This window comes from Streptomyces sp. 1-11, from assembly GCF_007176755.1.
GTDB lineage: Bacteria > Actinomycetota > Actinomycetes > Streptomycetales > Streptomycetaceae > Streptomyces.
Map to the genome: position 1 here is coordinate 65,082 of NZ_BJTV01000017.1, position 12,859 is coordinate 77,940.

The window sequence follows — 12,859 nt, forward strand, 5'->3', positions numbered from 1 at the left end:
CCCGCCGCGGCAGGCGTGCCCGGGGCCGGGTCGACCCGGGGCCGGGCGGCACCGCCGGGCCCGCGGCCGCGTCGGCACGGGTGCCGGCGGCCGCGGGCCCGGCGGTGCCGCCCGGGTGGCGGTGGTGCGCTGGGGTGCCGCACCATCGTGGGGGTCAGGCCATGGCCTGTTCCGGGTCTCCGGTCGCTCTGGGTTCGGTGAGTTCCGTGTCCGGCAGTTCGCGGTGGGCCGGGTCGCGGACCTCGCCGACCAGGAGTTCCAGGGCGTCCTCCAGGGCCACCAGGCCGAGGATCCGGCCCGAGGCGTCGGCGACCTGGGCCAGGTGGGTGGCCGCCCGGCGCATGACGGTCAGGGCGTCGTCCAGCGGGAGTTCCGCGCGGAGCGTGGTCATGGGCCGCCACACGTGCTGGGGGACGGCCCGGTCGGAGTCCTCCAGGTCCAGGACGTCCTTCACGTGGACGTATCCCATGAAGGGGCCCTTGTCCGCCGCCGCGACCGGGAAGCGGGAGTAGCCGGTGCGGGCGGTCAGCTCGACGATCTCCCCCGGGGTGACCGACGGCGGCACCGTGATCAGGGACTCGCGCCGCAGCAGGACGTCCGTCACCGGGCGCGAGCCCAGCTCCAGCGCGTCCTCCAGGCGCTCCTGTTCCTCGGGATCCAGCAGGCCCGCCTGGCCGGAGTCCTCCAGCAGGCGGTTGAGCTGCTCGCTGGTGACGACGGCCTCGACCTCGTCCTTGGGCTCGACGCGGAACAGCCGCAGGATGCCCTGGGCGCAGGCGCCGAGGGCCACCGTGATCGGCCGGCACACCCGGGCGAAGGCGACGAGCCCCGGGCTGAGCCAGAGCGCGGCCTTCTCGGGGGCCGCCATCGCGAGGTTCTTCGGCACCATCTCGCCGATGACGAGGTGGAAGAAGACCACCGCGGCGAGGGCGATGACGTAGCCGAGCGGGTGGACCATGCCGGCCGGCAGGTGGATCCACTCGAACACCGGCTCCAGCAGGTGCGCGACCGTGGGCTCGGCGACCGCGCCGAGGGTCAGCGAGCAGACGGTGATGCCGAACTGGGCGGCGGCCATCATCTGCGGCAGCCGCTCCAGGCCGTACAGCACCTGCCGGGCCCGGGCCGTGCCCAGCGGCTCGATCTGGCTGCGGCGGACGGAGACGATCGCGAACTCGGCGCCGACGAAGAATCCGTTGGCGAGCACGAGCAGTGCGGCGAGGACCAGTTGGAAGACGCTCATCGGACGGCCTCCATGACGTTCACGGCCGGGGCCGTGCGGACCAGGCGGACCCGCTCGGCGCGGTAGTGGCCCACCTGGCGGACTGCGAGCCGCCAGCCGGGCAGCTCCGCCCGGTCGCCGGGGGCCGGGATGCGGCCGAGCAGGTCGGCGACGAGTCCGGCGACGGTCTCGTAGGGCCCCTCGGGCACGTCGAGGCCTATGCGCCTGAGGATGTCGACGCGGCAGCCGCCGTCCACGTCCCAGGCGGGCCGGCCGTCCTCGGGCGGGGCGGGGGCCAGTTCCGGGGCGTCCTTGGCGTCGTGCTCGTCACGGACCTCGCCGACGAGCTCCTCGACGATGTCCTCCAGGGTGACCACGCCGGCCGTCCCGCCGTACTCGTCCACGACGACCGCGATGGGCTGCTCGCTGCGCAGCCGGGCGAGCAGAGGCTGCACGGGCAGCGTCTCGGGCACCAGGAGCGCCCTGCGCGCGATTCGGCCGACCGGGGTACGCAGCCGGTCGGCCGCGGGGACCGCGAGCGCGTCCTTGAGGTGGGCCATGCCGACCACGTCGTCGATCTTCTCCCGGTAGACGGGGAAGCGGGACAAGCCGGTGGCCCGGGTCAGGTTGACCACATCCTCGGCGGTGGCCGAGTCCTGCAGGGCGCTGACCTTCACCCGGGGGGTCATGACGTGCTGCGCGGTCAGCTCGCCGAGGGACAGGGTGCGCACGAACAGGTCGGCCGTGTCCTGCTCCAGGGCGCCGGCCTGCGCGGAGTGCCGGGCCAGGGAGACCAGCTCGCCCGGGGTGCGGGCGGAGGCCAGCTCGTCGGCGGGCTCGACGCCGAGGGCGCGCACCAGCCGGTTGGCGACGGTGTTCAGCGCGGAGATCACCGGGCGGAACAGCCGGGAGAACAGGTGCTGGGGGCCCGCGACGAAGCGCGCGACCTGGAGGGGCCGCGACACCGCCCAGTTCTTGGGCACGAGTTCGCCGATCACCATCTGGATCGCGGAGGCCAGCAGCATGCCGGTGACCACGGCCACACCGGAGACGGCGCCCTGAGGGACGCCGATCGCCGTGAACGGGCCGCGCAGCAGCGCGGCCAGGGCCGGTTCGGCGAGCATGCCGACGACCAGGGAGGTGATGGTGATGCCGAGCTGGGTGCCGGAGAGCTGGAAGGAGAGCTCCTTCAGCGACTCCACGACCGTGCCGGCGCGCTTGTCGCCGTCGGCGGCGGCCTGCTCGGCGTCGGGGCGCTCGACCGTCACCAGGCCGAATTCGGCGGCCACGAAGAAGCCGTTGGCCAGGATCAGCAGGAAGGCCGCTGCGAGGAGCAGCAAGGGGGTGGTCATGATGCCGCCGCCTCCATGAGCTGTGGGGAGGGGGCGGCGCAGGTACTACAGGACGATCCGTCCATCGCCGGAGGGGGTCACTCCTCGGGTAGCAGGAACCCCTGTGCACCGGGCGCGGCGCCACAGGGGTGGAGGCGCGACGAAAACGCCTCCGTCTCCAGATTAATCAAGACACGGGGAACTGTGGCAGGGCGAATGCCCCCGAGTCATCCCCGATCTTCACCGGAGGCGGCCGTCGAGCGGGCCTCGGCGAGCGCCCGGAGGGCCTGCGCGTCGGCGATGGCGCGCTGCTTGGCGAGCCCCGGCTGGATGCCGAGCGCGGGCAGGCTGGTGCCGTCGCTGAGGTTGAGGAACACCCAGGGATCGCCCGGACGGAGGTTCACCTGGAGGATCTCCGCCCAGGCCAGACGGCGTCTGCTGGCGATGTTGACGACGGTGACGCCGGACTCGTCGGCGACCACCTTGATCCGGGCGAGCTGGGCGAGCGCCCAGAAGATGAGCGCGCCGGTGACGAAGAAGCTGGCCCGCTCGCCGGGACCGAGGTCGAGCAGCAGGGCGACCCCCGAGATGACCAGGAGGATCACCACACCGGCGGTGAGCAGGATCACCCGCGTGTGGCCCGGCCGAAAGGTCACGGGGAGGGTGGGAGGCTCGGACATCTGTTCGCGTGTCCCTTACAGGCGGCAGGCGTGGATGGCGGTGGTCAGAATGGCCCGGGCGCCGATCTCGTAGAGGTCGTCCATGATCCGCTGCGCCTCCTTGGCGGGGACCATGGCGCGGACGGCGACCCAGCCCTCGTTGTGCAGCGGGGAGACGGTCGGCGACTCGAGGCCGGGGGTGAGCGCGACGGCCTTCTCGAGCTGCTCGACACGGCAGTCGTAGTCCATCATCACGTAGGTCCGGGCGACCAGGACGCCCTGGAGGCGGCGCAGGAACTGCTGGACCTTGGGCTCCTCGACGTCGGCGCCGGTGCGGCGGATGACGACGGCCTCGGACTTCATGATGGGCTCGCCGAACACCTCCAGGCCCGCGTTGCGCAGGCTGGTCCCGGTCTCGACGACGTCGGCGATGACCTCGGCGACGCCCAGCTCGATCGCGGTCTCCACGGCGCCGTCGAGGTGCACGACGGAGGCGTCGACGCCGCTGTCGGCGAGGTGCCCGGCGACGATGCCCTCGTAGGAGGTGGCGACGGTGCGGCCCTTGAGGTCCGCCAGGTCCGTCGCGGTGCCGGGCTTGGCGGCGAAGCGGAAGGTGGAGCGGGCGAACCCGAGCGGCAGGATCTCCTCGGCGTCGGCGCCGGAGTCGACCAGCAGGTCGCGGCCGGTGATGCCGATGTCGAGCCGGCCGGAGGAGACGTAGATCGCGATGTCGCGGGGGCGGAGGTAGAAGAACTCGACCTCGTTCACCGGGTCGACGATCCGCAGCTCCTTGGACTCGCGGCGCTGCTGGTAGCCGGCCTCATGGAGCATCTCCGCCGCAGGGCCGGACAGGGAACCCTTGTTGGGGACGGCGATGCGCAGCATGAGGTCGGCTTCCTTTGCGTTGGGTCGGAGCGGGGATCGCGAGCCGGTGCGGCTCAGAGGTGGGCGTAGACGTCGTCCAGGGAGATGCCGCGGGCGACCATCATCACCTGGACGTGGTACAGCAGCTGCGAGATCTCCTCGGCGGCCGCCTCCTTGCCCTCGTACTCGGCGGCCATCCAGACCTCGGCGGCCTCCTCGACGACCTTCTTGCCGATGGCATGGACCCCCTTCCCGACCAGCTCTGCGGTGCGGGAGGTGGCGGGATCGCCCTGGGCGGCCTTGTGCTGGAGCTCGGTGAAGAGCTCCTCGAACGTCTTCTTGGACATGGTGATGCCCACCCTACGCGGTGCGGGCGGCTCCTCAGTGCCAGGGTTCGGATACCGAGCGGAGCGTCGTCGCGGTCGCGACCGCCGCGGTGACCGCCTCGTGGCCCTTGTCCTCGCTGGAGCCCTCGATGCCGGCCCGGTCCAGGGCCTGTTCCTCGGTGTCGCAGGTGAGCACGCCGAAGCCGACGGGGACGCCGGTCTCGACCGAGACCTGGGTGAGGCCCTGGGTGACGCCCTGGCACACATAGTCGAAGTGGGGGGTTCCGCCGCGGATCACGACGCCGAGCGCGACCACGGCGTCGTAGCCGCGGCCCGCGAGGGCCTTGGCGGCGACCGGGAGCTCGAAGCTGCCGGGGACCCGGATCAGGGTCGGCTCGTCGATCCCCAGCTCGTGCAGGGCGCGCAGGGCGCCGTTCACCAGGCCGTCCATCACCTTCTCGTGCCACTGCGCCGCGATGACGGCGACCCTGAGGTCGCTCGCGCCCCGTACGGACAGCTCCGGTGCACCCTTGCCGCTCACATCTCTCCTCTGTGCCGTTCGCTTACTGGTTGCCGCAGGTGGACGCGGGCGAGGCCGCCGAGGCGGCCACGGCCGGGGCGTCCAGCCACGGCAGATCGTGTCCCATCCGGTCCCGCTTGGTGCGCAGGTACCGCAGGTTGTGCTCGCCCGCCTGCACGGGCATCGCCTCGCGGCCGGTGACCTTCAGTCCGTGGCGCACCAACGCATCGGTCTTGTCGGGGTTGTTGGTCATCAGCCGGACGCCGCGCACCCCGAGGTCGGCGAGGATGCGCGCGCCCGCGCCGTAGTCGCGGGCGTCCGCGGGCAGGCCGAGTTCGAGGTTGGCGTCCAGCGTGTCGTGGCCCTGTTCCTGCAGTTGGTAGGCGCGCAGCTTGGACAGCAGGCCGATGCCGCGCCCCTCGTGTCCGCGCAGGTAGACGACCACGCCCCGGCCCTCGGCCTGGATGCGTTCCAGGGCCGTGTCGAGCTGCGGGCCGCAGTCGCAGCGCAGGGAGCCGAAGACGTCGCCGGTGAGGCACTCGGAGTGGAGGCGGACCAGCACGTCCTCACCGTCGCCGATCTCGCCGTGGACGAGGGCGACGTGCTCGACGCCGTCGACGGTGGACCGGTAGCCGTAGGCGGTGAACGTGCCGTGCCGGGTGGGCAGCCGGGTCTCGGCCTCGCGCCGGACGGTGGGCTCGCTGCTGCGGCGGTAGGCGATCAGGTCCTCGATGGAGATGATCGTCAGGCCGTGCTTGCGGGCGAACGGGATCAGCTCGGGCAGCCGCAGCATCCGGCCGTCCTCGCCGGCGATCTCCACGATGGCGCCGGCCGGGCGCAGGCCCGCGAGCCGGGCGAGGTCCACGGCGGCCTCGGTGTGGCCGTTGCGGGTGAGCACTCCGCCGGGCCTGGCGCGCAGCGGGAAGACGTGGCCGGGGCGGACCAGGTCGGTGGGCCCGGCGGTGCCGCTCGCCAGCAGCTGGAGCGTCACGGCGCGGTCGGCGGCCGAGATGCCGGTGGTGACCCCGTGCGCGGCGGAGGCGTCCACGGAGACGGTGAAGGCGGTCTTCATCGACTCGGTGTTGTCCTCGACCATCTGCGGCAGCCGCAGCCGGTCCAGCTCCGGTCCCTCCATGGGGGCGCAGATCAGGCCCCGGCACTCGCTCATCATGAAGGCGACGATCTCGGGGGTGGCCTTCTCGGCGGCGATGACGAGGTCGCCCTCGTTCTCCCGGTCCTCGTCGTCGACGACCACGACCGGGCGGCCGGCCGCGATGTCGGCGACGGCCTGTTCGACCGGGTCGAGCCGGAAGTCCTCGATGCGGTCGGTGCCGTGGAGCAGAGGTGCCGAGTTCATGCGGGCGCTCCTTCCAGAACGGGCCGCGCGTCCTTGCGGGAGCGCAGCCACCAGTCGCGCATGCCCCACAGGACGAGTGCGCCGTAGATGACGTAGACGAACCCGGAGAAGGCGTAGCCGTTGGCGAAGTTGAGGGGTACCCCGACGAGGTCGACGAGCAGCCAGGCGATCCAGAACTCGACCATTCCCTTGGCCTGGGCGTACATGGCGACGACGGTGCCGACGAAGATGTAGGCGTCGGGCCAGGGGTCCCAGGAGAGGGACGGGTAGGCCTTGAACAGCAGGGCGACGGCGACGGTTCCGGCGGCGGCGGCGCCGAGCATCGCCGCCCGCTCGGTCCAGCTGGCGAACCGGGGGGCGATGTGCCCGTCCGCGGCCCGGTCCTTCCTGCGCTGCCACTGCCACCAGCCGTACAGCGCGACGGCCATGACGACGGCCTGCTTGCCGGCGCTGCCGGCGAGGTGGCCGTAGAAGGCGCCGAAGAGGACGAGGCCGGACAGGAACTGCACGGGCCAGGTCCACAGGGAGCGGCGCCAGCCGAGGGCCAGGGTGATGAGGCCGAGGGTGTTGCCGATCATGTCGGACCAGATGATGTGCTGGCCGAAGAGCGTGAAGGCCTCGGAGTTCATCCAGTTCACTTGCCGTCCCCCTGTCCGGCCGCGAGCAGCCGCTCCACGTACTTGGCGATGACGTCGACCTCGAGGTTGACCGGGTCGCCGGGCTGCTTGTGGCCGAGCGTGGTCAGGGCGAGGGTGGTCGGGATGAGGCTCACGGTGAAGAAGTCGGGGCCGGCGTCGACGACGGTGAGGCTGATGCCGTCGACGGTGATGGAGCCCTTCTCCACAACGTAGCGGGCGAGGTCCGCGGGCAGCGAGATCTTCACGATCTCCCAGTTGTCGGACGGTTTGCGCTCCAGGACCTGCCCGGTGCCGTCCACATGGCCCTGCACGATGTGCCCGCCGAGGCGCGCGCCCACCGCGGTGGGGCGCTCCAGGTTCACGCGGGAGCCCACGCCGAGCGCTCCCAGGCTGGAGCGGTTCAGCGTCTCGGCCATGACGTCGGCGGTGAACTCGTCGCCCTCGCGGTCGACGACGGTGAGACAGACCCCGTTCACGGCGATGGAGTCGCCGTGCCGCGCGCCCTCGGTGACGACGGGGCCGCGGAGCCGGAAGCGGGACGCGTCGCCGAGATTCTCGACGGCGGTGACCTCACCCAGTTCTTCGACGATTCCGGTGAACACTTCCCGGGTCCTCCTGCCTCATGGGGCACGGACTCCGGGGCCTGTCGAAGACGACAGAATGAACGGGAGGACGACTCCGGGGCGACGCCGGACAGGGACCCGTCCGCATGCGGACGAGCCCAGATACGGCGACGCGCATGGGAGCATGCCCGCCCGCCGCGCACTGCCTCCCATCCGGACTTTAACCGTCGGTCCAGGAATTTCACCTGGTCAACCGGCCGCTGGAAGCGACCGGGTCGCGGACTGTAACCGCCGGTTCGGACTTTCACCGACCCCGGAGTGCGCTGCTTCTGGTACAGGGCCAGTGTGCCACGGCCGGCAAGGGTCCAGACGGGTGAGCGGTGTGGAGTGACTCACAGACCACCGGGCCGGGTGCCGCGCTGCGGCCAATTGGTCCGGACCATTGACCGCACTGGTCTAGTCCTCTTAGGGTGCGGGCGGGCCCGGCGGCGGTGACGACGGCCCTTGCCCGCCGCCGGGCCGCCCAAGTCGGCCCAGCGGGGCCCGAGTCGGCTTCGAGGCCGCCACCCCGCCCGGCCGCGTCCGCAGGGCCCCCGCCGGAATGCGCCCCCGCCTGGGGCCTGTTGTGAGAGCGGCCCCGTCGACCGACGGGCGGGCACACGGCGTCCGGTGCGGCAAGGCGCCGCGCAAGGGCCCGCAAGCCGGGTATGCCGCAGACGAGCGACCCAGAGCGCGACACGACCTAGCGGTCGGCCGGGGCGAACAGTTCGTCCTGGGCCCGGTCCCGGGCCGTCAGCAGAGCGCCGCGCAGGACCGCGCCCCCGCCGAGGTGGCCGGCCCGGACCTCGGTGGCCAGCGGAGACATCCGGCGCAGCCGTTCGGCGACGCGCTCCGCGAGCGCCGCTCCCCCGGCCTGCCCGATCTCCCCGCCCAGGACCACGCAGCCCGGGTCGAGGATGGAGACGACGGAGGCGGCCCCGATGGCGATCCGGCCGGCGAGGGCGTCGAGGAAGCGTTCGGCCAAGGTCCCGGCCGGTCCGCCGTCCGGGTCCGTCGCCCGCGCCACGGCCGTGCGCACCACCACCGCCACGCCCGGCCCGTCCGCGGGCCCGGCCGCCGGCAGACCGTGCTCCCCGGCCAGCCGGGCGATCGCCGCCGCTCCGGCCAGGGAGTGGAAGCCGCCGTCGCAGTCCGTGGCCGAGGGCAGGGTCGGCGTACCCGGGACCGGCAGGAAGCCGATCTCGCCGGTGCCGCCGGAGGCGCCGCGGCGCAGGGTGCCGTCCAGGACGACCGCGGCGCCGACGCCGTGGCCGAGCCAGAGCAGGACGAAGGTGTCCCGGTCGCGGGCGGCACCCTCGCGCTGCTCGGCGAGGGCGGCCAGGTTGGTCTCGTTCTCCACCCTCACCCGCGCCTCGGGCAGCCGCTCCTGGAGGGCCGCGGCGAGCCGGCGGTGCCAGGCGGGCAGGCCGCCGGAGTCGCGCAGGTCACCGGTGGCGGGGTCGACGAGGCCCGGCGCCCCGATCCCGACGGTGTGCAGCCTCCCCCACGCGCTGACGCCCTCGGGCGGGGGCGCGCCCGCCGCCTGGGCCTCCTTGACCGTCCGCTCCACCGCCGTCACCGCCTGCTCCACCGCGGGCCCGGTCCCGGTGTCGCCGCCGATCGGCGCGGAGCCCTCGGCGAGCACCCGGCCCACGAGGTCGGAGACCAGCACGAAGACGCCTTCGGTGCGCACATCCAGCGCGGCCAGGTGGGCACGGCCGGCGACGATGCCGTACAGCCGGGCGTTCGGACCGCGGCGCTGCTCGCCGGACTCCCCCACCACGGTGATCAGACCGGAGGCGGTGAGCCGCTCGACGAGGTCGGCGACCGTGGGCCGGGACAGTCCGGTCAGCTGCTTCAACTGCCCTGCCGTCAGCGGGCCTTCCTGCTGCAGCAGGCGCAGGGCGAGCCGGTCGTTGATGGCCCGGGCGGTGCTCGGTGATGCGGGCATGACGGGCATCCTCCCAGACGTGCGCGGCCGAGTTGCCTACTATCTATCAGGCAGGGTCCCTGATAGTTTACGCCGGTGCGGCGACGGCGCCGCGCGCGACCCCCGGGGAGGGACTGGAACATGGGTGACGTGAGCCGTTCACGTGACGAGGTGAGGCGCGCCCGGTACGCCGTGGCGGCCGTGTTCGCCGTGCACGGCGCCGTGACCGGTTCCTTCGCCACCCGGGTGCCCTGGGTGCAGGAGCACGCCTCGCTGAGCGCGGGGCAGCTCGGCTTCGCCCTGGCCTTCACGGCGTTCGGCGCCTCGTGCGCGATGCCGCTGGCGGGCCGGATCAGCCACTCCTTCGGCAGCCGTACGGCGTTGCGCGGACTGCTCGCACTGTGGACGCTGTCGCTGGTCCTGCCGTCCCTGGCGCCGAACATGTACACGCTGTGTCTGGCGATGTTCGCCTACGGCGCGAGCGCGGGCATGGCCGACGTCGCGATGAACGCGCTGGGTGTCGAGGTGGAGCGGCTGCTCGGCAAGTCGATCATGTCGGGTCTGCACGGCATGTGGAGCGCGGGCGCGCTCGTCGGCTCGGCGGCCGGCACGCTCGCCGCGCATCTCGGCTCCGACGCGCGCCTGCACTTCGCGCTGGCCGCGGCCGTCCTCACCGTGCTGGGTCTGGTGGCCTGCTCGTGGGTGCTCGACCTGCAGCCCGCCGAGGACGAGGAGCCGCCTCCGCGGTTCGCGCTGCCGCCCCGCTCGGCGCTGCTGATCGGCGCGGTCGGTTTCTGCGCGGTGTTCGCGGAGGGGGCGAGCCTGGACTGGTCCGCGGTGTTCCTGCGGGACCGGCTGGACAGCTCGGCCGGGGTCGCGGCCGCCTGCACGACCGGGTTCATGCTGACCATGGCGGTGGCCCGGATCGCCGGGGACGCGGTGGTGAACCGCTTCGGGGCGGTGCGCACGGTACGGGCCGGCGGTGTGCTGGCCGGGCTCGGCGGCCTGCTGGTCGTCCTCGCCGGGCACCCGGCGGTGGCGATGGCCGGCTTCGCGCTGATGGGGCTCGGCATCGCGGTCGTCGTACCGCTGTGCTTCGCGGCGGCCGGGCACGCCGGTCCCAACCCCAGTCAGGCCATCGCGGGCGTGGCGACCATCACGTACACCTCGGGGCTGATCGCGCCCAGCCTGATCGGCGGTGTGGCGCAGGCGACCGATCTGATGGTCTCGTTCTGTGTGGTGACGGTGCTGGCCTGCGGTCTCGCGGTGTTCGCGGGTGTGCTGCGCACCGCCGAGCGCGGCGGCTCCGGCGAGGTCAGTCCGCGGGCCGAAGCAGTTCCCGGCCCACGGCCCTGAAGCTCTCGCTCCACGGCGCCGGACGCAGCGTCGCCGCGTCCAGCCGGACCAGGACGCGGGTGCCGCGCGCGTAGGTCAGCGTGCCGTCGGCCGAGCAGAAGCGGAAGCCGTAGGTGAGGCCGGTGGTGCCGAGCCGCTCCAGCCAGAGGTGGACGGCGTAGACGCCCGGGCGGGTCACCGGCGCCTCGTAGCCGATGGTCAGTTCGCGGACGGCGTTGCAGGCGTCGCCCGCGGCGTGCCAGTCGCCGTCGAAGCGGACGCCGTGCTCGTTCCACAGCTCGGTCCAGGCGCGCTCGACCATGAGCGGGTAGCGGGCGTTGTGCAGCAGTCCGAGCGCGTCGAGGTCGTCGAAGTGGACGGTGACGGGGATCAGCCGGCCGTGGGTGACGGCGGGGGCGGTCGGGGCTTCGGCGGTCACGGTGGTGCTCCTGGGCGACGGGACGGGGCGGCACGGACCGTCCCATACTAAGCGACCGCTCAGCAGCCCGGCCGGTCACCGCAGGTCAGGCCCGCGAACCCGGTGCACGTGCGCCGCCCGGTGGGCGGGGAGCCGCCCGGCACCCCTGACAATGGTCTGGAACGGTACGTACAGAGAAAGCGAAACCCCACCATGGACCTCGGCGTGCGCTGGAAGCTGCACGGTGACGGGCGTACGCCCGCGCCCGGAGCGGTGGTACGCCCCGACGAACGGCTCTCCTGGCCGCGCACGGCGGGCCTGGGCGCCCAGCACGTCGTGGCGATGTTCGGAGCCTCCTTCGTGGCCCCCGTGCTCATGGGCCTCGATCCGAACCTCGCGATCATGATGTCGGGCGTGGCGACCGTGATCTTCCTGCTCGCCACCCGGGGCAGGGTCCCGAGCTACCTCGGCTGCTCCCTGTCCTTCGTCGGCGTGGCCGCGGTCATCCGGGCGCAGGGCGGTACCAGCGCCACCGTGACCGGTGCGGTCCTGGTGGTCGCCTTCGTGCTGTTCCTGGTGGGACTCGCGGTGCAGCGGTTCGGCGCGCGGATCATCCACGCCGCCATGCCGCCGATCGTCACCGGCGCGGTGGTCATGCTGATCGGCTTCAACCTGGCCCCGGTGACCGCTTCGACGTACTGGCCGCAGGACCAGTGGACGGCCCTGCTGGTGATGCTGTTCACCGGACTGGCGGTCGTCTGCCTGCGCGGCTTCTGGTCGCGGATCGCGATCTTCCTGGGGCTGGTCCTCGGGTACGGGCTCTCCTGGGTCTTCGACCGCGTCTTCGGCAAGATCCACTCGGTGGACGCGAGCGGCAGGCTCACCGACCACTGGCGGCTGGACCTCTCCGGCGTCTCCAAGGCCGACTGGATCGGCCTGCCCTCCTTCCACGGACCGTCGTTCCAGTGGTCGGCGATCCTCGTCGCCCTGCCGGTCGTCATCGCGCTGATCGCGGAGAACGCCGGACACGTCAAGGCGGTCGGGGAGATGACCGGCGACCCGCTGGACGACAAGCTGGGCACGGCGATCTCCGCGGACGGCGTCGGCTCGATGCTGTCGACCGCGGTGGGCGGCCCGCCGACCACCACCTACTCCGAGAACATCGGCGTGATGGCCGCGACCCGCGTCTACTCCACCGCCGCCTACTGGGCCGCGGCCTGCTTCGCGCTGCTGTTCGGCCTCTGCCCGAAGTTCGGCGCGGTCGTCGCCGCGATCCCGGGCGGGGTGCTCGGCGGCATCACCGTCATCCTCTACGGCATGATCGGCCTGCTCGGCGCGCAGATCTGGATCAACGCCAAGGTCGACCTGCGCAACCCGCTGAACCTGGTGCCGGCCGCCGCGGGCATCATCATCGGCGTCGGCAACGTCACCATGAAGTTCACCGACACCTTCTCGCTCAGCGGCATCGCGCTCGGCACCCTGGTCGTCATCACCGGCTACCACGCGCTGCGCGCCTTCGCGCCGCCCCACCTCAAGACGCAGGAGCCGCTGCTGGACGAGGGCACGTCCAGCTACGACGAGAGCGGCCGGCGCGCCGAGCCGTAGACGTCCGCCTCCCCCGGCTCCGTCCGCGTCCCGCGCTCGGCGCCGTTCCCGCCGC

At 72.7% G+C, this 12,859-nt stretch carries 13 protein-coding genes and 1 riboswitch; of the genes, 2 read left to right on the forward strand and 11 right to left on the reverse strand.

Annotated elements, in window-relative coordinates:
* Nucleotides 1-154 precede the first annotated feature (154 nt).
* The 10 genes from TNCT1_RS29305 to TNCT1_RS29350 form a co-directional block, all read right to left on the reverse strand.
* Nucleotides 155-1,240, reverse strand: a complete 1,086-nt coding sequence (locus tag TNCT1_RS29305) for a hemolysin family protein (protein ID WP_143638064.1) — start codon at nucleotides 1,238-1,240, stop codon at nucleotides 155-157.
* Entirely contained in the window at nucleotides 1,237-2,571 is a 1,335-nt protein-coding gene (locus tag TNCT1_RS29310) for a hemolysin family protein (protein ID WP_143638066.1), read from the reverse strand. The genes TNCT1_RS29305 and TNCT1_RS29310 overlap by 4 nt, the downstream gene beginning before the upstream one ends.
* Before the next feature lie 206 nt (nucleotides 2,572-2,777).
* Nucleotides 2,778-3,230, reverse strand: a complete 453-nt coding sequence (locus tag TNCT1_RS29315) for a PH domain-containing protein (protein WP_143638068.1) — start codon at nucleotides 3,228-3,230, stop codon at nucleotides 2,778-2,780.
* A gap of 15 nt (nucleotides 3,231-3,245) precedes the next feature.
* Nucleotides 3,246-4,094 carry an ATP phosphoribosyltransferase gene (gene hisG, locus TNCT1_RS29320; RefSeq protein ID WP_143638070.1) on the reverse strand — a complete coding sequence of 283 codons (849 nt, stop codon included), beginning with the start codon at nucleotides 4,092-4,094 and terminating at the stop codon, nucleotides 3,246-3,248.
* A 53-nt stretch (nucleotides 4,095-4,147) separates the two neighbouring features.
* Nucleotides 4,148-4,420, reverse strand: coding sequence for a phosphoribosyl-ATP diphosphatase (locus TNCT1_RS29325; protein WP_019983911.1), 273 nt, complete (start codon nucleotides 4,418-4,420; stop codon nucleotides 4,148-4,150).
* 34 nt (nucleotides 4,421-4,454) lie between these two features.
* The gene (gene ribH / locus TNCT1_RS29330) at nucleotides 4,455-4,940 is read right to left on the reverse strand and encodes a 6,7-dimethyl-8-ribityllumazine synthase (protein ID WP_143638073.1); all 486 of its coding nucleotides are present in this window, start codon (nucleotides 4,938-4,940) and stop codon (nucleotides 4,455-4,457) included.
* Nucleotides 4,941-4,962: 22 nt separating this feature from the next.
* On the reverse strand, nucleotides 4,963-6,276 hold the full coding sequence (locus TNCT1_RS29335; RefSeq protein WP_143638076.1) for a bifunctional 3,4-dihydroxy-2-butanone-4-phosphate synthase/GTP cyclohydrolase II: 1,314 nt from the start codon (nucleotides 6,274-6,276) through the stop codon (nucleotides 4,963-4,965).
* Nucleotides 6,273-6,914, reverse strand: coding sequence for a nicotinamide mononucleotide transporter family protein (locus TNCT1_RS29340; protein WP_143638079.1), 642 nt, complete (start codon nucleotides 6,912-6,914; stop codon nucleotides 6,273-6,275). Before TNCT1_RS29340 ends, TNCT1_RS29335 begins: the two co-directional genes overlap by 4 nt.
* A complete protein-coding gene (locus TNCT1_RS29345) occupies nucleotides 6,911-7,516 on the reverse strand; it encodes a riboflavin synthase (RefSeq protein ID WP_143638081.1) in 606 nt (201 codons plus the stop codon). Before TNCT1_RS29345 ends, TNCT1_RS29340 begins: the two co-directional genes overlap by 4 nt.
* Before the next feature lie 156 nt (nucleotides 7,517-7,672).
* Nucleotides 7,673-7,803: riboswitch (FMN riboswitch) on the reverse strand.
* A gap of 416 nt (nucleotides 7,804-8,219) precedes the next feature.
* Nucleotides 8,220-9,467 carry an ROK family transcriptional regulator gene (locus TNCT1_RS29350; RefSeq protein WP_143638084.1) on the reverse strand — a complete coding sequence of 416 codons (1,248 nt, stop codon included), beginning with the start codon at nucleotides 9,465-9,467 and terminating at the stop codon, nucleotides 8,220-8,222.
* A 120-nt stretch (nucleotides 9,468-9,587) separates the two neighbouring features.
* Here TNCT1_RS29350 and TNCT1_RS29355 point away from each other — a divergent pair, with 120 nt between their 5' ends.
* A complete protein-coding gene (locus tag TNCT1_RS29355; RefSeq protein ID WP_143638087.1) occupies nucleotides 9,588-10,802 on the forward strand; it encodes an MFS transporter in 1,215 nt (404 codons plus the stop codon).
* Here TNCT1_RS29355 and TNCT1_RS29360 read toward each other — a convergent pair.
* Nucleotides 10,762-11,220, reverse strand: coding sequence for a thioesterase family protein (locus TNCT1_RS29360; RefSeq protein WP_143638090.1), 459 nt, complete (start codon nucleotides 11,218-11,220; stop codon nucleotides 10,762-10,764). The two genes, TNCT1_RS29355 and TNCT1_RS29360, sit on opposite strands and share 41 nt — an antisense overlap.
* A gap of 192 nt (nucleotides 11,221-11,412) precedes the next feature.
* Here TNCT1_RS29360 and TNCT1_RS29365 point away from each other — a divergent pair, with 192 nt between their 5' ends.
* A complete protein-coding gene (locus tag TNCT1_RS29365) occupies nucleotides 11,413-12,804 on the forward strand; it encodes a uracil-xanthine permease family protein (protein ID WP_143638092.1) in 1,392 nt (463 codons plus the stop codon).
* The last annotated feature ends 55 nt before the right edge of the window (nucleotides 12,805-12,859 follow it).